Annotated in this window: 21 protein-coding genes; 11 read left to right on the top strand and 10 right to left on the bottom strand. The window is 72.7% G+C overall.

Annotated features, from left to right (window positions below):
• Nucleotides 1-196: 196 nt before the first annotated feature.
• Nucleotides 197-1,597, top strand: coding sequence for a glycoside hydrolase family 6 protein (locus OHA72_RS29065; protein ID WP_327010965.1), 1,401 nt, complete (start codon nucleotides 197-199; stop codon nucleotides 1,595-1,597).
• A 19-nt stretch (nucleotides 1,598-1,616) separates the two neighbouring features.
• Here the strand turns inward: OHA72_RS29065 and OHA72_RS29060 are convergent, their stop codons facing one another.
• From OHA72_RS29060 to sthA, 3 genes are all read right to left on the bottom strand, one after another.
• Nucleotides 1,617-2,708 (bottom strand): MFS transporter, encoded by a 1,092-nt coding sequence (locus tag OHA72_RS29060; protein ID WP_327010964.1) that lies wholly within the window; start codon nucleotides 2,706-2,708, stop codon nucleotides 1,617-1,619.
• Between the two features lie 107 nt (nucleotides 2,709-2,815).
• A complete protein-coding gene (locus tag OHA72_RS29055) occupies nucleotides 2,816-4,309 on the bottom strand; it encodes an NTF2-like N-terminal transpeptidase domain-containing protein (protein WP_327010963.1) in 1,494 nt (497 codons plus the stop codon).
• Between the two features lie 710 nt (nucleotides 4,310-5,019).
• Nucleotides 5,020-6,423: a Si-specific NAD(P)(+) transhydrogenase gene (sthA, locus tag OHA72_RS29050; protein ID WP_327010962.1), complete on the bottom strand. Its 1,404-nt coding sequence runs from the start codon at nucleotides 6,421-6,423 to the stop codon at nucleotides 5,020-5,022.
• 61 nt (nucleotides 6,424-6,484) lie between these two features.
• Between sthA and OHA72_RS29045 the strand changes: the two genes are divergently transcribed.
• Nucleotides 6,485-6,973, top strand: a complete 489-nt coding sequence (locus tag OHA72_RS29045; RefSeq protein ID WP_327010961.1) for a type II toxin-antitoxin system PemK/MazF family toxin — start codon at nucleotides 6,485-6,487, stop codon at nucleotides 6,971-6,973.
• Between the two features lie 36 nt (nucleotides 6,974-7,009).
• Here the strand turns inward: OHA72_RS29045 and OHA72_RS29040 are convergent, their stop codons facing one another.
• The 3 genes from OHA72_RS29040 to OHA72_RS29030 form a co-directional block, all read right to left on the bottom strand.
• On the bottom strand, nucleotides 7,010-7,708 hold the full coding sequence (locus tag OHA72_RS29040) for a hypothetical protein (RefSeq protein ID WP_327010960.1): 699 nt from the start codon (nucleotides 7,706-7,708) through the stop codon (nucleotides 7,010-7,012).
• Between the two features lie 28 nt (nucleotides 7,709-7,736).
• Nucleotides 7,737-7,913, bottom strand: a complete 177-nt coding sequence (locus tag OHA72_RS29035) for a hypothetical protein (RefSeq protein ID WP_327010959.1) — start codon at nucleotides 7,911-7,913, stop codon at nucleotides 7,737-7,739.
• A gap of 517 nt (nucleotides 7,914-8,430) precedes the next feature.
• The gene (locus OHA72_RS29030; protein WP_327010958.1) at nucleotides 8,431-9,081 is read right to left on the bottom strand and encodes an RNA polymerase sigma factor; all 651 of its coding nucleotides are present in this window, start codon (nucleotides 9,079-9,081) and stop codon (nucleotides 8,431-8,433) included.
• 65 nt (nucleotides 9,082-9,146) lie between these two features.
• On the opposite strand from OHA72_RS29030, the gene OHA72_RS29025 reads away from it, so the two are divergent.
• Nucleotides 9,147-9,497, top strand: a complete 351-nt coding sequence (locus OHA72_RS29025; RefSeq protein WP_327010957.1) for an STAS domain-containing protein — start codon at nucleotides 9,147-9,149, stop codon at nucleotides 9,495-9,497.
• Here OHA72_RS29025 and OHA72_RS29020 read toward each other — a convergent pair.
• Both OHA72_RS29020 and OHA72_RS29015 read right to left on the bottom strand, forming a co-directional pair.
• Nucleotides 9,484-10,209 carry a DUF3159 domain-containing protein gene (locus OHA72_RS29020; protein WP_442788689.1) on the bottom strand — a complete coding sequence of 242 codons (726 nt, stop codon included), beginning with the start codon at nucleotides 10,207-10,209 and terminating at the stop codon, nucleotides 9,484-9,486. The genes OHA72_RS29025 and OHA72_RS29020 overlap by 14 nt on opposite strands.
• A gap of 20 nt (nucleotides 10,210-10,229) precedes the next feature.
• The gene (locus tag OHA72_RS29015; RefSeq protein WP_327010955.1) at nucleotides 10,230-11,396 is read right to left on the bottom strand and encodes an FUSC family protein; all 1,167 of its coding nucleotides are present in this window, start codon (nucleotides 11,394-11,396) and stop codon (nucleotides 10,230-10,232) included.
• Nucleotides 11,397-11,435: 39 nt separating this feature from the next.
• On the opposite strand from OHA72_RS29015, the gene OHA72_RS29010 reads away from it, so the two are divergent.
• From OHA72_RS29010 to OHA72_RS28985, 6 genes are all read left to right on the top strand, one after another.
• The gene (locus OHA72_RS29010; protein ID WP_327010954.1) at nucleotides 11,436-12,167 is read left to right on the top strand and encodes a tyrosine-protein phosphatase; all 732 of its coding nucleotides are present in this window, start codon (nucleotides 11,436-11,438) and stop codon (nucleotides 12,165-12,167) included.
• Entirely contained in the window at nucleotides 12,164-13,123 is a 960-nt protein-coding gene (locus OHA72_RS29005; protein WP_327010953.1) for a 2-dehydropantoate 2-reductase, read from the top strand. Before OHA72_RS29010 ends, OHA72_RS29005 begins: the two co-directional genes overlap by 4 nt.
• Before the next feature lie 26 nt (nucleotides 13,124-13,149).
• On the top strand, nucleotides 13,150-14,517 hold the full coding sequence (locus OHA72_RS29000) for a DUF2252 domain-containing protein (RefSeq protein ID WP_327010952.1): 1,368 nt from the start codon (nucleotides 13,150-13,152) through the stop codon (nucleotides 14,515-14,517).
• A gap of 119 nt (nucleotides 14,518-14,636) precedes the next feature.
• Nucleotides 14,637-15,506 carry a septum formation family protein gene (locus OHA72_RS28995; RefSeq protein ID WP_327010951.1) on the top strand — a complete coding sequence of 290 codons (870 nt, stop codon included), beginning with the start codon at nucleotides 14,637-14,639 and terminating at the stop codon, nucleotides 15,504-15,506.
• 21 nt (nucleotides 15,507-15,527) lie between these two features.
• Nucleotides 15,528-16,397 carry a septum formation family protein gene (locus tag OHA72_RS28990; RefSeq protein WP_327010950.1) on the top strand — a complete coding sequence of 290 codons (870 nt, stop codon included), beginning with the start codon at nucleotides 15,528-15,530 and terminating at the stop codon, nucleotides 16,395-16,397.
• Between the two features lie 237 nt (nucleotides 16,398-16,634).
• Complete coding sequence (locus OHA72_RS28985; RefSeq protein WP_327010949.1) at nucleotides 16,635-17,639, top strand: LacI family DNA-binding transcriptional regulator; 1,005 nt, start codon at nucleotides 16,635-16,637, stop codon at nucleotides 17,637-17,639.
• A gap of 115 nt (nucleotides 17,640-17,754) precedes the next feature.
• Here the strand turns inward: OHA72_RS28985 and OHA72_RS28980 are convergent, their stop codons facing one another.
• Nucleotides 17,755-18,810 carry an FAD-dependent oxidoreductase gene (locus tag OHA72_RS28980; RefSeq protein ID WP_327010948.1) on the bottom strand — a complete coding sequence of 352 codons (1,056 nt, stop codon included), beginning with the start codon at nucleotides 18,808-18,810 and terminating at the stop codon, nucleotides 17,755-17,757.
• A 57-nt stretch (nucleotides 18,811-18,867) separates the two neighbouring features.
• Entirely contained in the window at nucleotides 18,868-20,775 is a 1,908-nt protein-coding gene (locus tag OHA72_RS28975; protein WP_327010947.1) for a PPC domain-containing protein, read from the bottom strand.
• Nucleotides 20,776-20,991: 216 nt separating this feature from the next.
• On the opposite strand from OHA72_RS28975, the gene OHA72_RS28970 reads away from it, so the two are divergent.
• The gene (locus OHA72_RS28970) at nucleotides 20,992-21,963 is read left to right on the top strand and encodes a phosphotransferase family protein (protein ID WP_327010946.1); all 972 of its coding nucleotides are present in this window, start codon (nucleotides 20,992-20,994) and stop codon (nucleotides 21,961-21,963) included.
• 47 nt (nucleotides 21,964-22,010) lie between these two features.
• The gene (locus OHA72_RS28965) at nucleotides 22,011-23,783 is read left to right on the top strand and encodes a PAS domain-containing protein (protein ID WP_327010945.1); all 1,773 of its coding nucleotides are present in this window, start codon (nucleotides 22,011-22,013) and stop codon (nucleotides 23,781-23,783) included.
• The last annotated feature ends 15 nt before the right edge of the window (nucleotides 23,784-23,798 follow it).

The following is a 23,798-nucleotide window of genomic DNA, read 5'->3' as shown; positions in this document are numbered from 1 at the left end:
CGTGGTACGGCCCGCTGTCGGCTGATCTACGCTGAGCGATCGTTCACGAATTCATTCACTTCATTCGGCAAAAGGTAACTTTCACGCCATCTGCGCGCGTCCACGCTGGCCGGCGTCCGGCGTGGCCGCCACCCGTGGACCAGGCGCTCCAACGGCACCTACCGTCGGCCTTCCCGTACCCCCGGAAGGACGCATCGTGCTCCGTTCCCATCTCAGGTCCGCCGTCGCCGCGATCGCCGCCGTGACCATCGGCACCGCCGGGCTGTGGCTCGCCGGTGGCGGGTCGGCCAGCGCCGGCACCATCAGCGGCACGTTCTACCGTGACCCCGACTCGCAGGTGCTGCGGTGGCTCGCGGCCAACCCCGGCGACTCGCGGGCCGCCCTGATCCGCGACCGGATCGGCGTGCAGCCGCAGGCCAGGTGGTTCACCACCCCGAACACCGCGACCACCACGGCCTCCGTGCAGTCCTACGTCGGCGGCGCCAACGCCGCCGGGCAGATCCCGGTGCTGGTCGCGTACGCCATTCCCAACCGTGACTGCGGCGGCGCCTCCGCCGGCGGGACGACCACCCTGACCGAGTACGCGGCGTGGGTGCGCGCGTTCGCCTCGGGCCTCGGCAGCCGCACCGCCGTCGTGCTGCTGGAGCCGGACTCCCTCGCCCTGCAGACCTGCCTCGACAGCGCCGGCGTGGCCGCCCGCGCCGCCGCCCTGGCCAGTGCCGTCACCACCATCAAGCAGGCGAACCCGTCGGCGAAGGTGTACCTCGACGGCGGGCACTCCGCGTGGAACTCCGCCGGCGACCAGGCCGGCCGGCTCGTCGCCGCGGGCGTGCGCAACGCCGACGGCTTCTACAGCAACGTGTCCAACTTCCGCACGACCGCGGACGAGGTCTCCTACGGCCGCAATGTCCTCAACGCGATCGGCGCCGGGAACCTGCACCAGATCGTCGACACCAGCCGCAACGGCCGCGGGCCCAACGGCAGCCAGTGGTGCGACCCGGCCGGCCGTGGCGTGGGCGTCGGCCCGACGACCAGCACCGGCGAGTCGAGCGTCGACGCGTACGTGTGGGTCAAGCTGCCCGGTGAGGCCGACGGGTGCGCCGCCGCCGCGGGGCAGTTCGTGCCCGACCTTGCCTACCAGCTGGCGTTGAACGGTGTCGTACCGTCGACGCAGCCGTCATCGCAGTCGCCCTCGGCGTCGCCGTCCGCGTCGCCCTCGAAGTCGCCGTCGTCCTCGCCGTCGAAGTCCCCGTCGTCGTCGCCGTCCTCCTCCCAGGGCGGCACCGGGTGCTCGGTGGCGTACCGCGTGGACAACCAGTGGAACAACGGCTTCACCGCGACGGTGACCATCACCAACCGCGGCCCGGCCACGGTCAGCGGCTGGACGCTCACGTTCGCCTTCGCCGGCGACCAGCGCATCAGCGGCGCCTGGAACGCGACGGCGTCGCAGAGCGGCACCGCGGTCACCGTCCGCGACGGCGGCTGGAACGGCACGCTACCGGTCGGCGGCACCGCGAGCTTCGGCTTCCAGGCGAGCTTCTCCGGCACCAACGCCGCCCCGGCCGCGTTCAAGCTCAACGGCACCACCTGCACCTGACCCGTGTCGCGGGGAGCCGTCACCGGCGGCTCCCCGCGCTTCCCGCGCTCAGCGGGATCAGCGCCAGCAGCGCGGTCAGCGCGGCGACCAGCAGCACTCCCCCGGCGGCCCACGCCCCGAACAGCGCCAGCGCCGACACCTCCGTGGCCAGGGCCGCCACCGACGTGACGGTGGCCCGCGACGCCCCCTCGATCACGTGCTGCAGCCGGGCGTCGACGAGGACCAGCACGTAGCGGTACAACCCGTAGAAGACCGCGACGAGCACGACCCCCACCGGCAGGCGCAGCACCCCGGCCGCGGCGAGGGCCACCCCGGCGACTGCGAGCAGCGTCGCCTGCACCGCCGGTCGTGAGGTCCCGGTGTACGCGACGATCCCGGCACCCGCCGCCCCACCGAGCGTGACGACGAGGACCAGGGCCGGGTTCAGCCCGGTCGGCACCCCCCAGCCGGCCGCCATGACGGGGAAGTACTCGTCGATCGCGTCCAGCCCGGCCAGGGCGGCGAGCGCCAGGATCGCGGCGCGCACGGCCGGGGCGCGTGCCGCCTGCCCGATGCCGTCGCCGAGCGTCGCGAAGTACCCCCAATGGTCGTCGTCCTCGTCGTCCGGGGCCTTCCCGGGTTGCTCCAGCCGCAGGGCGAGGGCGGCGGCGCACAGGCAGATCCCGACGCTGACCCAGCCGACCAGGGCGTAGCCGCCGAGCGGGAACAGCACGACGGCGGCGCCGGCCGCGGGGATCTGCGCGATCAGCCCGGCCGCCGCGACCTGCCCGGACACCCGCGCGTACCGGTCCTCGGCGCCGGCGGCGACGAGCCCGTCGTAGAGCAGCGCCTCCAAGGCACCGCTGGACAGGGCACCGCCGACGCCCCAGAGCACGAACCCGGCGGCGAACACCCACCCGCCGGGCGCCGCGGTCCACACCGCGAACGCGACCGCCTGCAGCACGCCGGCCGCGACGAGCGCACCCCGCCGGGAGAACCGGTCGGCGAGCGCCCCGGTGGGCACCTCGGCGAGCAGCCCGACCCCGGACCACAGGGCGAACAGCAGCGAGATCTGCCCGTCGCCGAGCCCGGTGTCGGTGAACAGCAGCGCATACAGCGGATACAGCGGCAACGCGTCGGACAGCAGGGCCCACCCGACCGCTCGCCTCGCGAGCCGGCCGGCCGGATCGGCAGGGCGTCAACCGAACGGCATGCGGCGCACGCTACCAAGCGCCCCGCTCAGGTGCTCAGGGATTTCGCCAGGGCGTCCGCGATCGGCCCGGTGACGTCCTGCCCGGCACCCTCGACGTAGACGCAGTACGCCACGTCGCCGCGCACCCCCACCGACATCCCCTGCACCGTCAGCGTGCCGCTCATCGCCGGCCCGTCCGCGGCCGGCGGCCCGGGCGACGGCTCCGTGACCAGCACCGGCTGGCGCCAGTGCCCCCTGGCGGCACCCGCCGCGGCGGCCGCGTACACCAGCGGCGAGCCGACCACGCCCTGCGCGGTGACCCTGCCGGTGAACATGTCCGCGCCGAGCTTCCACGCCGCCCCGAACCCGGCGGCGGTGCCGTCGACCCCGATCGGCGGGCTGGCCACCTCGGCCTGGAACGCCAGGTTGTACCCGGCGGCGTCCGGCCCGTTCGCGGCGGCGAGTACCGCCCCGTCGGCGACCCGGACCACGACCAGCGCCGAGCGTTTCGTGGTCGCGGCCAGCGCCGCCTCCGCGGCCTGCTGCGTCTTCACGTCGATCGTCGTGCGCACCTTCGCCCCGTCGACGGCGGGCGCGGTGTACAGCACCTTGTCCCCGGCCACCACTTCCAGGCGGGGCGTGCCGCGCAGGGCCGTGTCGTACCGCCGCTGCAGCCCGGTCAGGCCGGTCACGTCGCCGGCCTTGAGCGCCCCGCCGCTGCCGTCGATCAGCTCCTTCGTCGCCGGCCCCGACGTGCCCAGCAACGCCCGCCCGAACGTCCTGGTCAGCGGCAGCGACAACGTCCCCGGCTTCGTGGCGACCCCGTCCGTGGCGGCGAGGTCCCGCTCGATCTCGGCGTAGTCCGTCTGCCGCAGCGTGACCAGCTCGACGAACGCGTCCGGTTTGGCCGCCTTGATCCTCCCCGGCAGCGCCGACAGGTCCACCGACACCCGCACCGACCGGAACACGATGTCGAGCCGCTGCACCAGGGCGTCGACGTCGCGGACCAGCCGGGGCTCGATCCCCACGTACACGACCGGCACCTCCGACACGATCGGCGTGCCGTCCGCGGCCAGCACCACCCCTCGCGCCGCCGCCCCTGACCGCAGCGTCATCCGCTTGCCGTCGGGCAGCTCCGGGTGCACGACCGCGGCGCCGAGGTACACCGCCCACCGCCCGTCGATCCTGCGCGCCTCAAGGGTCGTCTCATACGCCCAGTGCCGCCCGTCCGGCAACGTCCAGTCGACCCCCGCCTTCGTCGTGGCATCGTTCTTGCGCACCGTCGCCGTGCCGTGCCGCGCCACCACCGGCCGCCTGGCCCCGAGGTCACCCTCGGTGTCGGCGAGCAGCTGCTTGGCCGCGTCGGCGGACAGCGGCTGCCCCGCGGGCGTGCGCAGGTCGACGCCGGTGAAGTCGGCCCGCTGCCAGCCGCTGATGAACGCGGCGAACGGGTCCGGCTCGGGCGGGTCGCTCGTGCAGCCTGCCAGGGCGGCGCTGACCAGCAGCGCGCCGATCAGCGCTCGCCTCGTGTGTTGCAGCATCCGTGCCTTCCCCCGGTTGTCCATCCTTCTGGAACCGTATCGGCCTTGCCCGGGGTTGGTTCCGGAGTCTGTGGTCCGCGCCACATTTGCGTGGTCGTCATGCCCGGAATAGAAATCCGACACGGCTGCGGCCTTGGTGGTTCCGCGCAGCCTCCGGCGGCGCGAACGGGTGGCGCGGTCACCGTCCGTGCCGTGCCTGGGGTTCTACCACGCCAGGTCCGCACTCACATGATCCAGCGCCGCCGGGCGCATCATTCGGTGCTACAACACCGTCGCTGGTCAAAAATGAAAACCATCGATCACTAGACCGGGTAGTACCAGCACTCGAACGGCGATCTTCCGTTCCGGCCCATGATCGAAGGACAGCCCCGGCCGCCCGGACAGCCACCCCCATCCTTCGATCACGAGCGAGCATGGACGCGGATCGACAGGCGTCACGAATCGGGCAATTTGCGACTCGTTGAAACGGACGAGCCCCATTTCGGACGAAGTCACAACCTTCGATCACTAGACCGAGGAGTACCACGCCCCGGACGGCCACCTGGAGCCTTCGATCAAGAGCGGGACCGGCGGGTCTTGGTGCGGGCGAAGCCAGGGCCAAGATATGGGTGATTTGTCCCTGCTTTGAACCAGCGACGGCGTTGTAGCACCGAATGATGGGCTCGACGGCGCTGGATGACGACCACGCACGCGAAGAGCAACCAGCGGCATCAGGCAGTGAGACGAGACACCGATCGCATCTTGTTCATGGCGTCCAGCGCCGCCACCTTGTACGACTCCGCCAGCGTCGGGTAGTTGAAGACCGCGTCCACGAGATAGTCGACCGTCCCGCCGCAGCCCATCACCGTCTGGCCGATGTGCACGAGCTCGGTCGCGCCGGTGCCGAAGACGTGGACGCCGAGGATGCTGCGGTCGTCCGGGGAGACGATGAGCTTCAGCATGCCGTACGAGTCGCCGATGATCTGGCCGCGGGCCAGTTCGCGGTACCGGGAGATGCCGACCTCGAACGGGATGTTGCTGTCGGTGAGGTCGTCCTCCGTGCGGCCGACGAAGCTGATCTCGGGGATGGTGTAGATGCCGATGGGCTGGAGCAGCTGCATGCCGCGCACCGGCTCGTCGCAGGCGTGGTGGGCGGCGAGGCGGCCCTGCTCCATGGACGTCGAGGCCAGGGCCGGGAAGCCGATGATGTCGCCGACGGCGTAGATGTGCGGGACCTCGGTCTGGAAGTGCTCATCGACCGTGATCCGGCCGCGCTTGTCCGCCTCCAGGCCGGCCTTGTCCAGGCCGAGCTGGTCGGCGGCGCCCTGCCGGCCGGCGGAGTACATGACGGCGTCGGCGGCGATGCGCTTGCCGCTGGCCAGGACGGCGACGGCGGTGCGGCCGTGGCGCTCGACCGAGGAGACCGACTCGCGGAAACGGAACGAGACCGACAGGTCACGCAGGTGATACTTGAGGGCCTCGATGATCTCCAGGTCGCAGAAGTCGAGCATCCGGTCGCGGCGCTCCACGACGGTGACCTTGGTGCCGAGGGCGGCGAACATCGACGCGTACTCGATGCCGATGACGCCGGCGCCGACGACGACCATCGAGGCGGGGATCTTGTCGATGTTGAGGATGCCGTCGGAGTCGATGATCGTGGTGTCGTCGAAGTCGACGCTGTCGGGGCGGGCCGGACGGGTGCCGGCGGCGAGGATGATCTTCTCGGCGGACACCAGGGACGAGTGGCCGTGCTCGTCGTCGATCGCGAGGGTGTGCGGGTCGACGAAGCGGCCCGTGCCCTGCAGCAGCTTGACCCGGTTACGGGCGAGCTGGCTGCGGATGACCTCGATCTCCCGGCCGATCACGTGCTGGGTCCGCGCGCCCAGGTCGCCGACGGTGATGTCGTCCTTGACGCGGTAGCTCTGGCCGTACATCTCCCGCTGGCTGAGACCGGTCAGGTAGAGCACCGCCTCGCGCAGGGTCTTGCTCGGGATGGTGCCCGTGTTGATGCAGACACCACCGATCATGTTGCGCCGCTCGACGATGGCGACCCGACGGTCGAGCTTCGCCGCCGCGATCGCCGCCTTCTGCCCACCGGGGCCGGAACCGAGCACGAGGACATCGAAGTCGTACATGAACGACAGTCTCCAGGCCGGAAACGGGCCCGTCCAGATGATCGGGACTATGGTCGTCCGCGTGAAACGACTTCTTCAGGGAATCGCAACGCGGCTGAGCGGCCGCCCCGCCGCAGAAGCACCACCGACCCCCGCAAACAGGGCCACCCTGCACAAGCCGGGGCCGCCGCCGAAGCATGTGAGCGACAAGCTGCTGCAGTACGCCCCGCAGCTGGACGGCGCCGCCGACCCGGGTGAGGTCGTGTGGACGTGGGTGCAGTACGAGGACGACCCGAACCAGGGCAAGGACCGCCCGGTCCTGGTCGTGGGCCGCAAGGGCACGTCCCTGGTGGGGCTGATGCTGTCCAGCCAGAGCGAGCGCGACGGGCAGCGCAACTGGTTCGCCCTCGGTCCCGGATCGTGGGACCGCGACGAGCGGCCCAGCTGGGTCCGCCTCGACCGGGTGCTGACCGTCGAGGAGCACGGCATCCGGCGTGAGGGTGCCGTGCTGGACCGGCAGCGCTTCGACCTCGTCGCCGAGCGGCTGCGCGGCTCGTACGGCTGGGACTGACCCCGCCCACGGACCGGCCGCCGGGGCAGCGGCCGGTCAGGGGGACGGCTGGAAGACCGGCAGCATCTTGGCCAGTTCGTCGCGCATGAGGGCGGCGGCCTCGTCGAAGGTCTCCACGACGGTGGCCTCGTCGTCGGTGCCTTCGCTGCCGACGAAGCGCCAGGAGCCGTCCGTCGCCGACGCGAGGGTCGCCCGGGCGGGCGCGGTGCCGCGGGTGACGGCCTGCACGGTCGAGGTGTTGAACGTGGCGACGGCAGGGCGGTACCGGTGCAGGAAGCGGTCCGCGATCGCCAGCAGCGGCTCGCGCACGTCGACGTCGGCGCCGATCGGGGTGATGTCGTAGCAGCGGTACGCCCGCGCCGCGACCAGGAACCGGGTCATCTCCGCCTCGAACAGCAGCGCCCCGTCGGCGTGGTCCTCCGCGGTCAGGCCGACCTGGACGAACGCGCGGGGGTGGTGCAGCCCGGCGGCGACCGCGGCGACGGCCGGCGCCAGCTCCAGCTTCTGCCCGTCGACGGGCGCGGCGAGGTGACGCAGCAGCAGCGAGCCGAGGCCGGCGCTGAGCACCGCGTCGGCCCGGTCGGCGTCGGTCAGCCCGAGCAGCCTGGGTGCCTCCCCCGGCTGCCCCCCGCTCGCCAGCAGGAACGACAGTTCGGCGGCGGTCATGCTGAGCTGTTCGGTGGTCCCGTCCATGGCGTCCATCCCGTCGCGGTCATCCGTCGTCGTGGTGCTCAACGCCGGGCACGCGATCACGTCACGCGTTTCAGCGACGGGTCGCCTTTTTCGATTTGGTGCCCGGCGGCGGGCCCGTCTGCCCGGGCGCGGATCCGGTCGGGGTGAGCCCGCAGAAGCCCTCGATCCGGTCGGGGCCGCCGGCCGCGGCGGTGAGCGTCCGCAGGTCCGCGGGGTCCATGGGCTTGCGGTGCGGTTCGTCGCGCACCTTCTCCCATTCCTTGCAGAGCTTCTTGACGTCGGCGGCGGCGAGGGTACCGGTGTGCGTCGGCGCGGGCGTGACCGGCGGGCGGTGCGTCGCCGGTGGGGTCGGCGACTCGGCGCGGACGGTACGTTGCGGCTGCGGGGCCGGGTCGGGCTCCGGGACCTGGCCGATCCAGTCGTGCGCGGCCCGCTGCAGCGGCGCCGGCAGCCGCCCGGCACCGGCGGCGACGCCGGTGCCGGCGAGGACCGCGGCGGTGAGCGCGGCGGCGAGGACCCCGACCCGGCGGGTGGTGCGGCGGGACCGGCGCGGCGGGTCGCTGCGGGTGCCCGCCGTGGCCGTGCCGGCGGCGTACTCCTGCCGGAACGCGGCGACCGCGGCCCGCTCCCCGGCCAGTTCGCCGGGCCGGGCCGGCCGGCCGCCGCGCGGAGCAGGTCGGCCACCGCGGAGTCGCCGGACCCGCCATCCAGCAGCCGCTGCGCCTCAGCCTTCGGCAGGGTCCGGCGCTGCCACCATCCGCGCATCAGGCGCCTTCCAGGTGCGGGTGGGGCAGGTCGGCGCCGGCGGTGCCGACGGCGACGTGACGGGCGCGGACCTGGGGGTGCGCGGCCAGGCGGCGCAGCCCCCGCATCGCGGCGATGCGGACCGCGCCGGGGCGCTTGCCGAGGACCTCGGCGGTGCCGGCGACGTCGAGCCCGGCCACGACGCGGAGCAGGACCGCCTCGGCCTGGTCGGGCGGCAGCTCCCCGATGAGCCGCAGCGCCCACTCGGTGCCGGCGTGCTCGATGACCTCCGTGGCGACGTCGGGTGCCGGCCGGCCGGACTCGACGTGGTCGCGGCTCTCCTCGCGGCGGCGCCACACCCTCCGGCCGTCGTCGATGGCGCGGTGCCGGGCGATGCGGAACAGCCACACCCGGAACGCGGTCGCGTCGCCGGCGAAGCGGGGCAGATCCCGCACGACCTGGAGCCATGTCTCGGACGCGACGTCCTCCGCCGCGTCGCCGCACACGGCGTGCAGGTACCGTAGGACCGCCGGCTGCAGTGCCCGCCACAGCACGGCGAAACCGGTCTCGTCACCGTCGGCCGCCGCCCGCAACGGCGCGGCGAGGTCGGTGTCACGCACCGGCGTCACCGACCGGGTGTAACGCGCCGACAGCGCGGGCCGCCCCTTCACGGACGAGCACCATCCGCGCGGCACCGAGGGGGACCACCGTTGACGCACCGACTGCAGGAGCGGACATGACCGAAGCCATCGCGACCGAGACGGTCGACGGCTGTGTCGTGGTCACGCCCACCGGCGCCCTCGACGTGGCGACCTCACCGGCCCTGCACACGTGGGTCCACCGCAGCCTGGACGAAGGCGCGACCCTGCTGGTGCTGGACCTGTCGGAGGTGGAGTTCATCGACTCCACAGCATTGCGGGTCCTCGTGTCGGTGCACAAGCGGTTGAGGGACACGGAATCGGGTGGATTCGCCGTGGTGTGCCCGCACGCCCGGATCCGGCGGATCTTCGACCTGACCGCGCTGGACCGGGTCTTCACCCTGACCGACACCGTCGACGAGGCCGTGATCGCGCTCAAGGCGCCCTGAGGTCACGGCCCGTGACCCCGGCGTCCGACGGCGCCGGCAGGGGGTGGCGGATGCCGGGGTGCTGCGGCGGCAGGGTGCGGCGGAAGACCCACCAGCTCGCCGCGAGGCACGCCGCGACCAGTGGCCAGGTGAGCGCCACCTGCGTGGTGGCCAGCCACACCACCTGACCCGCCCACCACAGCGGCACGAAGATCAGCAGGCGCACCAGGTACTGGCAGACCCACACCCAGCTGGCCGCCTGGTAGGCCCGTAGCAGCGCCGGGTCACGCCGCCACCGGGTCTTCTGGCCCAGCACGGTGCCGACGATCAGCCCGAGGAACGGCCACCGCACCAGGACGCTGCCGGCCCAGGCGAGCGCGCTCGCCCCGTTGGTCAGCAGCCGGACCAGGAAGAAGTCCTCGGCCCGGCCGGTGCGCAGCGCGACGATCGCGCCGAGGCACACCAGCAGCAGGCTGACCACGGTCGCGGCCGGTGCCCGGCCCTGCCGCAGCCGCCAGACGGCGACGGCGGCGCCGGTGAGGACCGCGATCCCCGCGCCGAGCGCGATCGAGCGGCCACCGGCGAGCCAGCCCGCCGCGAACCCGGCGACGGGCACGACGCTGTCCAGCGCGGCCCGCCGCCCGCCGAGCAGGTCGGCGAGTGACTCGTCCCCGTTGCGCACCGTCCACGTCCTCCAGAGCCCGGCCCAACCCAGGTAAGCCTGCCCTATCATGCCGGGTGCGGCCCGGCGAGTCACGATCGCGGCAGGGTGTCCGGATCGACCAGGGCGGTCGCGTCCTCGCCGCCGATGTCCTGGCGCAGCTGATCGAGCCGTCCGAGGAGGCTGACGGAGTCCAGCACGGCGACCGCGCTCGGGAACACCGTGTGGACCCGCTCGACGGCGGCGGTCAGCGCCGAGCGCAGCTCGGTGTCGTCGGTCTCGACGTCCTCGCCGCCGTCGAGGCGCTCCCTGAGCAGCGCTGCGAGGGACCGCAGCAGCCCGGCGAGCGCGTGGCGGTCCAGGGCCGGCGGCTGCCCGGCCCGGTCGTAGAGCCGGTCCGTGGCCAGTGACACCGCCCGCACCTGCAGGGTGATCCGGACCAGGAACAGCTGCTCGTCGCGCAGGTCGGCGACCCGCTGCCGGAGCCGGCCGGCGGCGACGTTGAGCCGGACCGTCTCCTCGATCCCGGCGACCTCGGCCGCGGCGTCGGCGCTGAGGTCGGTCAGCGCCCGGGAGGTGAGGATCCAGTTGTGCCGGTCCGGCGGCGCCAGGACGGGTTCCCCGTCGCGGCGGTCCAGCTCGTCGGCGATGGCGTGCAGGACCGTGACGCACTGCGCCGCCCAGGTGGCGAGGGCGTCGCGGGCCTGCCGCATCCGGGGGCGCTCCGGCACGGCCACGGCGACGAGCAGCCCGACCACACTGCCGATGGCGACGTCGACGAAGCGCCACTGCCCGTACCCTTTGGCGACCGGCGCCAGCACGAGTACCGCCAGCATCGCGATGGTGAGCTGGTTGCGCGCGAGCGGCGTGTTCGTGACCTGCCGGGCCAGGGCAAGCGCGGCGAGCGCGGCGAGCGCCAGGGACCACCAGGTGAGCCCGAACAGGCGCACCCAGCCGACGGCCAGGGCCGTGCCGACGAGGTTGGCGAACAGCAGCTGCAGGCCGGTGGCGATCGACCCGTACACGCTGGCCTGCAGCGTGAGGATCGCCACGATCGGCGCGAACAGCACCGCGGCGTTGTCGCCGAGCTGCCGGGCCAGCACCCACGCGGTGGTCGCCGCGACGGTGGTCTTGACGATGGTCAGCCAGCTCTGCCGGCTCTTCGGCACGCTGGCCAGCAGGGTGCCGAGCGGCTCGGTGACCAGGGCTCGAGGCCTTGCGAGGGGCTTGGACCAGGGCTTCGGCCGGTCGGGATCCACGTGACGAAACCCTACCGGCCCACCCGATAGGGTCGCAGCGTGCGCAGCTACGACCACCCGAACCTGTTCAACTTCCGCGACCTCGGCGGCTACACCGGCCGCGACGGCCGCACGGTGCGCTGGCGGCGGCTCTTCCGCTCCGACTCGCTCAGCCGGATCGACCCGGCCGACGCGGCGTCGTTCACCGCGCTCGGCGTGCGGACCGTCATCGACCTGCGCCGGCCGCGGGAGGTCGCCCGCGACGGCCGGGTGCCGCAGTTCGACGGCCTCGCCTACCACCACCTGCACCCCGAGCACGCCGAGTGGGAGGACGCGACCGACCACGACGAGCCCAGCGACGCGCGCTGGCTGGCCAACCGGTACCTGGACATCGCCTACGGCGGCGCCGCCGCGATGGTCGCCGCGGTCGGCGTCATCGCCGAGGCCGACAACGCGCCGGTCGTCGTGCACTGCGTCGCCGGCAAGGACCGCACCGGGGTCGTGGCCGCCCTCACGCTCGCCGCGCTCGGCGTCGCCGAGCAGGACATCGCCGAGGACTACGCGCTGACCGCCGCCGCGACCGAACGGTTCACCGAGCACATGCGCCGGGTCAGCCCGGAGTTTGCGGCGATGCCCGCGCGGTATCTGGTGTCCCCCGCCGAAGCGATGCTGCTGTTCCTCGGCGACGTGCGCCGCCGGCACGGCTCGGTCCACGGGTATCTGCTGGAGATGGGCCTGCCCGAGGCGCACCTCGCGGCGCTGGAGGCGCACCTGCTGGAGGAGCCCTCGTGAAGGTCTGCGTCGTCGGCGCCGGCGCCGTCGGCGGGGTCCTCGGCGTGCGGCTCGCCGCCGCCGGGCTGCCCGTGTCGGTGCTGGCCAGGGGCGCCACCCTCGCCGCGATCCGGTCCGCCGGCTGGCGGCTGCGGACCTCGCTCGGCGACGCCACGGTGCACGTCACCGCCTCTGACGACCCGGCCGGGCTCGGCCCGCAGGACCTGGTGCTGCTCACCGTGAAGGCGCACGCGCTGCCCGGCCTGGCACCGTCGCTCACCCCGCTGCTGGGGCCGGGGACCGTGGTCGTCGCGGCGCTGAACGGGGTGCCGTGGTGGTTCCTGCACCCGCGGCGGCTGCACAGCGTCGACCCGACCGGCAGCATCGCCGCCAGCGTCCCGGTCTCCTCGTTGCTCGGCTGTGTCGTGCACCTCAGCGCGAGCGTGGCCACGCCCGGCGTCGTCGCACTGCACGCCGAGAACGAGCTGATCCTCGGCGCCGCGCCCGGTGGTCCCGACTCGGGCCCGGCCGCGGGTGTGCTGCGCGGCGCGGGGTTCTCCGTGCGCGAGTCCGCCGACGTCAGGGCCGACATCTGGTACAAGCTGTGGGGCAACATGACCGTCAACCCCATCTCGGCGCTGACCGGCGCGACCGCCGACAAGATCCTCGACGACGACCTGGTCAACGGCTTCGCCCACGCCGTCATGCGGGAGGCCGCCGAGATCGGCGCCCGGATCGGCTGCCCCGTCGGCCAGAGCCCCGCCGACCGCAACGCGGTGACCCGCAAGCTCGGCGCGTTCAAGACCTCGATGCTGCAGGACGCGGAGGCGGGCCGCCCGATCGAGCTCGACGCGATGCTCACCGTCGTGCGCGAGATCGCCGCCACGGTCGGCACGCCGACCCCCTCGCTGGACGCGCTCCTGGGCCTGACCAGGCTCGCCGCCCGGGAACGTGGCCTGTATCCGACAGCATCCTGACCCCGTCCGGCCGCTACCGTAGGAGCATGATCGGCTCCACTGGATGGTCGACCCCCGAGGCACTGCGCGCCGAGGGGACCCAGCGCCGCGCCAGCACCCCCGTCAAGTCGCTCACCGAGCTGCGGGCCGCCGCCGGCCGTGACCCGGTCGCCACGGTCGCCGCCTCCAACGCCGAGCGGGTCGCGGACCTCGTACCGATCCGGATCGGCCGGATGATCAGCTCGCCGTTCGCGTTCCTGCGCGGCTCCGCGGCCGTGATGGCCGCCGACCTCGCCGCCGGGCACGCCGACACCGGCCTGCACGGCTACATCTGCGGCGACGCGCACGCCGCCAACTTCGGCTTCTTCGCCTCCCCGGAGCGCCGGCTCGTCATGGACGTCAACGACTTCGACGAGACCGTCGTCGGCCCCTGGGACTGGGACCTCAAACGCCTCGCGACCAGCCTCGTCAGCGCCGGCCGGGAAGCCGGCCTGCCCGACGACGAGTGCCGCGACGCCGCCCGCGACTGCGCCACCGGCTACCGCACTGCCCTTGCCGAGCTCGCCGACATGCCGCTGCTGGACGCGTACTACCTCACCACCGACCACTCGACGCTGGAGCACTTCGGCATCGGCGACGTCGCCGAGACCTTCGACCGGGTCCGCAAGAAGGCGAAGAAGAACACCAGCCGCCGCGTGGCGCAGAAGTTCACGCAACGCCTCGAACACGACGCGTGGCGCTTCACCCCCGCACCGCCGATCCTCGTCCCCCTCGACTCCGCCGACGCCTACCCCGTCATCGAGTCCCTGGAGGGCTACGCCTCGACGCTCGAGGAGGAGATCCGCACCCTGTTCGGCCGCTACGCCGTCGTCGACGTGGCGCACCGCATCGTCGGCCTCGGCAGCGTCGGGTACCGCTCCTACGTGGTGCTCCTGCACGGCAACGGCGACGAGGCCCTCGTCCTGCAGGTCAAGCAGGCCCGCGCCTCGGCCCTGGCCCCCTACCTGCCCCCGGTCCCCGACCAGCACGCCGGCGAGCGCGTCGTGCGCGGCCAGCGCTGGATGCAGACGGTCAGCGACGTCCTGCTCGGCTGGACGAGCATCGACGGCCGGCCGTACCTGGTCCGCCAGTTCCGCGACATGAAGGGCTCGGTCGACCCGACGACCCTGCGTGCCGGCCAGCTCGACGACTACGCCCGCGTCTGCGGCGTCGTCCTGGCCCGCGCCCACGCCCAGTCGATCGACCCCCGCACCCTGTCCGGCTACTGCGGTGCCCCCGACACCGCCGACGGCGACGAGTTCGACGCCGGGTTCGCCGCGTTCGCCATGGCGTACGCCGACCAGACCGAGGCCGATCACACCGCCCTGCTCAGCGCCGTCACGGCCGGCAAGCTCCCCGCGACCACCGGCATCTAGGCGCTGCCGCCACGGCGGGCGGCGGCGAACCGAAAAGGGCCTTGTGGGGATGATCGACTGCTGACACACTGCCCTCGCGCTCGTCTCGCGGGGGAGGCAGAAACGTGGTGCGTTTACGGATGGTTGCCGTGCTGGCGCTGGTGCTGGCGGCGGCGGCAGGGTGCGCGAAGGTGCCCAAGGGCGTCGACAGGGACCTCGTCGACGAGTGGACGATGATGGCCGAGGCGAAGGTGCCTGAGCCCAAGGTCGGCGACTGCTGGACCAGCGCCGCCTCCGACATCTACGACGTCATGGACGCGCCCGCCGCCGTGACGCAGACGCCGTGCGACTACTCGCACTTCGCGGAGACCGTCCACGTCGGACAGTTCACCGGCCCCCAGGCCGACGCCGACCGGGCACCGCTGCTGGCCGACATGGCGGAGCAGTACAAGACCTGCAACGCCGAGGCGGCGAAGTTCCTCGGCGCGCCCTGGGCCAACGGCCGGCTGCGGATGCTGGTCTTCCCGCCGTCCAACAGCCAGTGGCACGGCGGCGCCAGGTTCTTCCGGTGCGACCTCGCCGCCCTGCGGACCGAGGCGGGCGTTTTGGACCCGCGCAAGGAGACCTTGAAGGACACCCTGCAGCCGGGTGGCACGATGCTGCTCGGCTGCTCGGTCAGGGTCGGCGCGATCGAGAGCTGGGACGACCTGACCCCGGCCGCCTGCACCGCGCCCCACGACGTGGAGTTCGCCGGCGTCGTCACCTCGGCGATCGGCACATATCCGGTGGACGGCAAGGCCATGGAGGCCGCGTTCGACGACGCGTGCTGGGACCGGATCCGTGCCTTCACCGGCAGCTCCAACAGCACCCTGTCGAAGGTGAGCTACGGGTACTGGGGACTGTCCGGCCAGGACGGGTGGAAGGCCGGCGACCATGACGCGCGGTGCTACGTGATGCTGTCGAAGAAGATCAGCCGGTCACTGAAGAACAACGGAAGCGCGGCGATCTGAATGCGGACAAGGATGATCGCCGTGCTGGCGCTCGTGCTGCTCGCGGCCGCCGGCTGCACGAAGGTGCCCGCCGGCGTCGACAAGGACCTCGTCGACGAATGGGCGATGATGGCCGAGGCCAAGGTCACCGAGCCCAAGGCCGGTGACTGCTGGACGACCCAGGCCGGCAACGTCATCGAGCTGCTGCGCTCGCCACTCGCCGTCGTGCAGACGCCGTGCGAGTTCAACCACGTCGCGGAGACGGTCCACGTCGGACACTTCACGGGCACGCTCGCGGATGCCGACCGGGCGCCGTCGCTGGAGGACATGGCCGACGCGTATGCGGCGTGCGACGCGGAGCTCACCAAGTTCCTCGGCGGGTCGTGGCAGGTCGGCCGGGTGCGGATGCTGGTGTACCCGCCGAGCGGCAACCAGTGGAAAGGCGGCGCGCGGTTCTTCCGATGCGACGTCGCCGCGCTGCGATCGGAGCGCGGGCTGCTCGACCCTCGCACGAGCACGCTGAAGGACGCCCTGCGGGCCGGCAGCGACATGCTGCTCGGGTGCGGCTCGAAGGTCGAGACGGGCGGCGCCTGGACCGACGTGGACCCGCTGGCCTGCACCGCACCGCACGACGTCGAGTTCGTCGGCAACGTCACCTCGGTGAGCGCGGTCTTCCCGACGGATGCGAAGACACGCACGGCGGCGTGGAGCACGGGCTGCCTGAACAAGATCCGCTCGTACACCGGGATGCCGGACAGCGCCCTGGCCAAGGCGAAGGCGGCCTACGGCTTCTGGCCGCTCGTCATCGGCCAGGACGAGTGGAAGGCCGGCAACCACAACGCCCGCTGTTACCTCAGCCTGCCGAAGAAGATCACCCGCTCGCTGAAGGGCGCCGGGAACATCGCGATCTGACGGCGTTGCCGGTGATCGGGTCGAAGCAGCGCACGCGCCCGGTGTCCACGAGGATCTGCGAGCCGGGCGTCCTGCATGTCCTCCGCTGCGGATCCCGGCCGCCATTTCCCTGCCGCCGACGTGGTCGTGCCAACACATGCAGCTCCGTTGACCGGGCGCCGGCCGGTGGCTCCCGTCAAGCGGTGACGCCGATACGTCAAACTGATCACGGGCGTTGTCTCAATGGAGGTGCTGCGGATGCCGGCAGGCCGGGTGACCCTGCTCGACGTCGCGCAGCGCGCCGGCGTCTCGCGCACGACCGCCTCCTTCGTGCTCACCGGCCGCCGCGACATGCGCATCTCCGCCGACGCCGAGCAGCGCGTCCTGCGCGCCGCCCGCGAGCTGGACTACCGGCCCAACCTCACCGCCCGCAGCCTGCGCACCCGCGTCACCCAGACGATCGGCCTGGTCTCCGACACGATCGCCACCGACGTCTTCGCCGGCGAGATCATCCGCGGCAGCACCGCCACCGCCCTGACCCGCCAGCACCTGCTCTTCATCGGCGAGACCGAAGGCGACCCCGCCACCGAGAAGCGCCTCGTCCAGGACATGCTCGACCGCGGCGTCGACGGGTTCCTCTACGCCGCCATGTACACCCGCCAGGTCCGCATCCCGGCGGCGCTGCGCGGGCATCCCCTGGTCCTGGTCAACTGCGTCGCCGGCCGCCGCACGGTCAGCGTCATCCCGGACGAGCTCGCCGCCGGCCGCGCCGCCGCGTCGGCCCTGCTGTCCGCCGGCCACCACCACGGCATCTACATCGTGGGCGAGTCGGCGGTCCACGTGTACGCGGCCCGCAACCGCCGCACCGGCATCGACGAGACCCTGACGGCGGCGGGCACCCGCGTCGCCGGGACGATCGAGTCGGCGTGGTGGCCGGAACCGGCGTACGAGGCGGTCCGCGGCTTCCTCACCTCCGGCGCCCGGGCGACGGCCTTCATCTGCCTCAACGACCGGCTCGCGATGGGCGCCTACCAGGCCGTGACGGAGGCCGGGCTGCGCATCCCGGAGGACCTGTCGGTCGTCGCGTTCGACGACTCGGACCTGGCGTCGTGGCTGCGGCCGCAGCTGACCTCGGTCGCGCTGCCGCACTTCGAGCTGGGGCGCCGGGCGGTGGAGCTGCTGCTCGACCCGGACCGCAAGGCCGGCACACACCTGATCGACATGCCCCTCCGCTCCCGCTCGTCGATCGCACCACCGCTGTGATGCCGGGCCTTGCCTGACCGATGCGTCGGCTGCACAGCCTCCGGCGGCGCGACCGGGTGGCGCCGTTGCGGCCCGCGCCGCGTCGAAGTGTTGCCAAGCCAGGCCCGCACGGCAATCAGCGCATCGGCGAGCTCGGATGCAGCGAAGCAGCAAGCGACACAGCCGCCGCCCGCCCGGCGCGGTTGGCGCCGACGGTGCTGGCCGACGGCCCGTACCCGATGAGGTGGACAAGAGGCTCACGAACCGTGGCGGTGCCGGCGAGCCGGATGCCCCCACCCGGCTCCCGCAGGTGCAGCGGCGCCAGGTGGCTCAGCGCCGCACGGAACCCCGTCGCCCAGATGATCACGTCGGCGGGCTCGAACGCGTCGCCCCACATCGCGCCGTCCGGGACGAGGCGGTCGAACATGGGGTGGCGGTCCAGGGCGCCCTTGGCGAGGGCGGCGCGGACCAGGGTGGTGTAGCCGAGACCGGTGACGCTGACGACGCTCTGCGGGGGCAGGCCGGCGGCGACCCGGTCGGTGACCGAGGCGATGACGGCGCGGCCGCGGTCCTCGGTGAACTCGCCGTCGTGGAACTGCGGCGGGCGGCGGGTCACCCAGCGGGTCGACGCGGCAACGCCGGGCAGCTCCGACAGGACGTGGACCGCGGAGTTGCCCCCGCCGACGACGATCACGCGCCGGCCGGCGAACTCGGCCGGGCCGCGGTAGGCGGCGTAGTGCAGCTGGCGGCCCTGGAAGTCGGCGGCGCCCGGGTACGCCGGGATGTAGGGGTGCGTCCAGGTGCCGGTCGCGTTGATGATCGCCCGCGCCCGCCACTCGCCCGCGTCGGTGGCGACGGCGAAGCCGGCGAGGTCCCGGGTGACCGCGCGGACGCGGACCGGGCGCCGCACGTCGAGCTCGAAGTGCCGCTCGTACTCGGCGAAGTACGCCGCGACCACCGACGCCGCGGTGCCCGACGGCGGGGCGGTGAACGGCAGGCCGGGCAGGTCGAAGATGCGGTGCAGCTCGCCGACCCCCAGCGACGGCGAGCGGTGCTGCCACGCGCCACCGGGGGTGGCGTCGGCGTCGAGGACGGCGAAGTCCAGGCCGAGCCGGCGCAGGTGGTACGCCGCCGACAGGCCCGCCTGCCCGGCGCCGATCACGACGATGCCCTCGCCCGAGTCCGCGTCCACGATGGGCAGAACCCCACCGTGGACGCGGATCTTCCGGCTGGTGACCCAGCTAACGGGTCATTTCGCCTTGCCCTTGGTCAGGCCCCAGGCCGTGGTGTTCAGCGTGTCCTCGGTACCGAAGAGGCCCTCGTTGGGGAAGAACTCGTCGTCGCCGAAGTCGTAGTCGACGTCGTCCGCGGTGCCGCCGACGTTGTCCGGGCCGACCCCGAACAGGCCGGGGAACGCGCCGCCGGCGTCCATCAGGTTGGGGGTGGCGTTGAGCGGGTCGGTGTGGAAGTTGCCGTAGAGGTGGCCGCCCTCGTGGGAGATGACGTTGGCCAGTGCCCGCCCGATGAACTTGATCTTGTTGCTGGCGGGGGTGATGTACGTGTTGAGCGACGCCGAGCCACTCGGGTCACTGAGCACGTCGAGCAGGACGATCGCGCTGTCCTCGTTGGCGTAGTTGCCCGGGTCGATGAACTGCGCGATGCCGATGGTGTCGATGCCCGACTCGGCGATCGTGCCGCCGACGACGATGCGGTGCACGTTCGGCTGGCCGAACGGGTCCGCGTCGTCGCGGCTGTTGAGGATCCGCAGGCCGAAGCGCGGGTTGGTGCCGCGGGCCTTCAGGTCCGTGATGATGTTCTCCTTGACCGCGGCGATGACCTCGTTGATCACCTTGTTCTCGTCGGCGGCGGTCAGGCCCCACTTGCCCAGGAAGCCGGCGAGCGGCGACAGGGTGCGCACCCCGGGACCACCGAAGATCGCGGTGTTGAGCCGGGCGCCGTCGAAGTCCAGGTAGAGGGTCTGGACCGTGCCACTGTCCTGTGCCTCGGGGCCGGGACGGTAGGCCTCGAGGGTGATGTCGTACAGGCCGGCGGCGCCGCCGACCTCCAGGGTGAACCGGCCGTTGGTCGCGGCGACCTGCGACACGACCGCGTTGCCGCCGCCGGGCAGCGGCGAGGACGGCGCGTAGATGAAGCTCGCGTCCTGGTCGGAGCCGAAGACGATGCGGCCCGACGGGTCGCGGACGGTGAGCACGGTGCCGACGCCGGTCACCGACGCGCCGAGGACGTCCCCGGCGAGCAGGTCGACGGCGTACAGGTCCCGGTCGGGGAAGGCGAGCGTGGTGTTGAGCAGGTACGGCCCCTCGCTGCCGGACCCGAGCCCGCTGCCGGAGTCGAACGGGTCGGCGGGGAACACGGTGCCGGTGCCGAACCCGGAGATCATCAGGTAGTACGTGCCGGACGTGGTGAACGTGAAGTTGAGCAGGCTGTCCAGGCCCGGTCCGCCGTCGTCGTCGGTGCCGACGAGCACACCGGCGGCGTCGTACAGGCCGATGACGGTGTCCAGCGACCCGCTGGGCGTGTCGGTCCCGGCGATCAGCTGCTGCCCCGCGGTCGCGGTGACCTTGATGAAGTCGAAGTCGCCGGTGTCGTCGCCGGCGCTGCCGTGCGGCCCGTCACCGATGTCGCCGCTCGTCGCGACGCCCCTGCGCCCCGCGCCGAGCAGGACGTCCGACGCGATCGGGATCGCGCCGTTGTCCTCGGCCGGTGCGGCGACCGTGGTCAGGCTGACCGTCTCCGGTGACAGCTGACCGAGCACGCGCGCCCGGTTGTTGAGCTTCTTGCCGGTCCCGAAGCCCTTGACCAGCTCCGCCGTGGCGTGGCTGTCGTTGGAGCCGAACGTGCCGCGCGGCTCGGCCTCGTCATGCAGCAGCGGTGACGTCGCCGCCGCCGTCAGCGAGTTCTTCTTCAGGTTGGCGCGGGCCGCCGCCTGGGTCTTGGCCAGCTCGGACCAGTAGTACTTGTCGACCTTGCTGTTGTCCCGCAGCAGCGCGGTGTACGGGTTGACGGCGTTCTGCGGCGCCTTCAGCATCGACTGCTGCTTCGGTACCACCTGGATGCCCGCGGCGAGCTGCCGTTTGATCCCGTCGCTGAGTTCCTTGGACGGCGCCGCCGCGGCGGGGCTCTGTGGCAACGCCACCAGTGCCGCACCGACCAATCCGGCGACAGCGAAACTCGCTAGCCTTTTCCTCACTTGGCCTCCCCATTGAGTCAGGCGTTTCGTGCACGCTATGGCCTGCAAGGTCGTCTCCACTACCCCCAACCGCTGTCAATACAGGATTTAACAGATTCAATGATCAACGCCTATGTTGATCACGAGGTGCCGGCGATCTTGGGACTCGCCTAGAGTGTTGGAGTGCCGAACGCCGTCAGCCCCACGCAGCGCCTGCTCACCGAAGGCGACCTGACCGCCCTGCTGCGGGAGCGGTTCGGGCTGACCACCGTCCACTGTGGACCGCTCAGCGGCGGCACGTTCGCCGCGGTCTGGCGCGCGACGCTGTCCGACGGCCGCGACGTCGCCGTCAAGGTCGGGCCGCCCGCCGGGGTGCCGCTGCTGCGATACGAGCGGGGCGTCATCGCGGCCGAGGCGCGGTACTACCGGACGGTCGGCGCGGCGACGGCACACGTACCGGTGCCGCCGGTGCCGCACGCGGACGACGACGTCGTGGTCGTCGGGCTGCTGCCGGGCAGGCCGCTGACCGAGCTGGCCGACGGGTCCGCCGCGGAGACGGTCCGCGAGCAGCTCGGCGTGGCCCTGCGGCACCTGCACGCGGTGACCGGCGGATCGTTCGGATACGACGGTGACGGGCGGGCGTCCGGGGCGACGTGGCGGACCGCGTTCACCGCGATGACCGCCGACCTCCTCGCCGACGCCGCCGACTGGGGCGTCACCCTGCCGGTCCCGGCCGACGAGGTCCTGGCCACCATCGACCGGCACGCCGACGCCCTCGACGAGGTCGAACGGCCCGCGCTGGTGCACTTCGACCTGTGGGACGGCAACGTCCTGTGCGACGGCGCCCGCCTCACCGGGCTGGTCGACGGCGAGCGCTACTTCTGGGGCGACCCGCTGTACGACTTCGTCTCCCCCGCCATCGGCCGCCGGATGGAGGACCTGCCCGAGCACCCGGTGCTGCGCGGGTACCACGGCGGGCCCGGCCCGCACCGGTTCACCCCCGCGCAGCGCCGCCGCCTGATGCTGTACCGGCTGCAGTTCGCGATCCTGCTGCTGACCGAGATGCCCAGCCGCGGCATGGTCGGCGACGAGGCCCGCGAGCGCCACGAGTGGGTGACACCGCAGCTGCTCGCCGACCATCGGGATCTTGGATGACCGACCACGATGTGATATAGAGGACGCTACATACGGTAAGGGTTTCGATGAGCAGACGACAGATCCTGATCACGGCGGTATATGGCGCGCTCATGACGGCGCTGGGCTCCGTGGTGTTCATCGCGCCCGAGCTGGACTCCGTTGCCTGGGCCGGGATCGGCCTGCTCGGCGCCGCCGCGATCGTCGTGGGCATCCGGCTGGTCCGGCCGCGGCGACCCGGCCCCTGGTGGGCCCTCGCCGCCGCGCTGGTGGCGATGATGGCCGGCGACTATCTGTACGGCCTGATGGCCGACGCCAGCGCCGACCCGCCGCCACTGGCGAACCTGTGTTACCTGGCGATGTTCCCGTTCGTGGCGACCGCGCTCATCGGCCTGACCCGCGCCTCGTCCGCTCTCGACAGCCGGGCCGGCCTGCTGGACCTGCTCGCCGTCAGCAGCGCCGCGCTGCTCGCCGCCTGGGTGTTCATCGTCAGCCCGCGGCTGGGCACCGGCGGGGTGACCGGCACCGAGTGGTCGATCCAGGCCGCGTACACCCTCGGCGACGTGGTCGTCCTGGTCGTCACCGTCCGGCTGGTCCGCGCCGCGCCACGCAACCCGTCCGCGGTCCTGCTCGCCGTCGGCGCCCTCGGCATGCTCACCGGCGACGTGGCCTACGGCATCGCCCAGTCCCGCGACGGGCTCGCACCGGGCGGCCCGGCCGACCTCGCCTACGTCGTGCTGTACGCGACGTGGGGCGCGGCGGCGCTGCTGCCGTCGATGGCCCGCCTCACCGATTCCCCGGTCGCGCCGCCGCACGGTGACGCTCCGGTACGCGGGCTCGGCATCGTGCTGCTGCTCGCCGCCGTCGCGGTCGCGCCCGTCGTCCTGGTGGGCCAGGCGCTGACCGGCCCCGTGCACGACGGGCCGGTGATCGCGGTCGCGTTCGGCATCAGCCTCGCGCTGCTGGTCACCAGGCTCAACGACGCCGTGCGCCGGCACGCCGAAGGACTGCGGCGCGAGCGGACCCTGCGGCACGCCGGCACCGTCCTGGTCAGCGTCACCGACGCCGGGGCCGTCGCGGTCGCCGTGCGCACCGCGGTCCGCGAGCTGCTGCCGGCCGACACCCCGCACATCATCGTCGTGGACTCCAGCCTCACCGACCTGCTGCCCCTCAACGAACTGTCGGCGCCGCGGATCGTGCCGGTACACCTGACGCCGCCGCTGTGGCAGGAGCGGCTGGGTGAGTTCGGCTGCGTGCTGGTCTGCCCGCTCGACGCGGCCGTGCTCTACATCGCCGCCGACGGCCGGGACCTGCGCACCGTCCAGGACGCGGTCACCGTCCTGGCCGGGCAGGCCGCGCTCGCGCTCGCCCGCATCGCGCTCACCGAGGCCGCCAGCCGCCGCGACAGCGACGACTACCTGCGCGCCGTCGCCGAGCACACTAACGACGTCGTGCTGGTCCTCGACGACGACGAGCGGATCCGGTACACCAGCCCGTCGGTGACGGAGTTGCTGGGCATCTGGCCGACCCCGTTCGCCACGCTGCGCGAGATCGTCGCCCCGGACGACCGGCAGCAGGTCGACGCGACCCTGGGCGTGGCCCTGACCGGCGGCCGGGACGGCACCCGCGACACCTGGAGCCTGCGCCGCCCCGACGGCACCCGCGTCCTCGTCGAGGTCCGGTTCCGCGACCTGCGCGGCGACCGCCTCGTGCGGGGCATGGTCATCACCATGCGCGACGTCACCGAGCAGCGCCGGCACGAGCTGGAGCTGCTGCGGCGGCACTGGGAGGACACCCCGGGCGCGGCGAACCGGGACAATTCAGCTCGTAAGTATCACTGAGAACCGTCACAGGTT

Origin of the sequence: Dactylosporangium sp. NBC_01737 (genome assembly GCF_035963215.1) — a bacterium.
Classification (GTDB): Bacteria; Actinomycetota; Actinomycetes; order Mycobacteriales; family Micromonosporaceae; genus Dactylosporangium.
The sequence above is the reverse complement of the archived record's forward strand: the minus strand, read 5'-3'. Positions and strand labels throughout refer to the sequence as shown.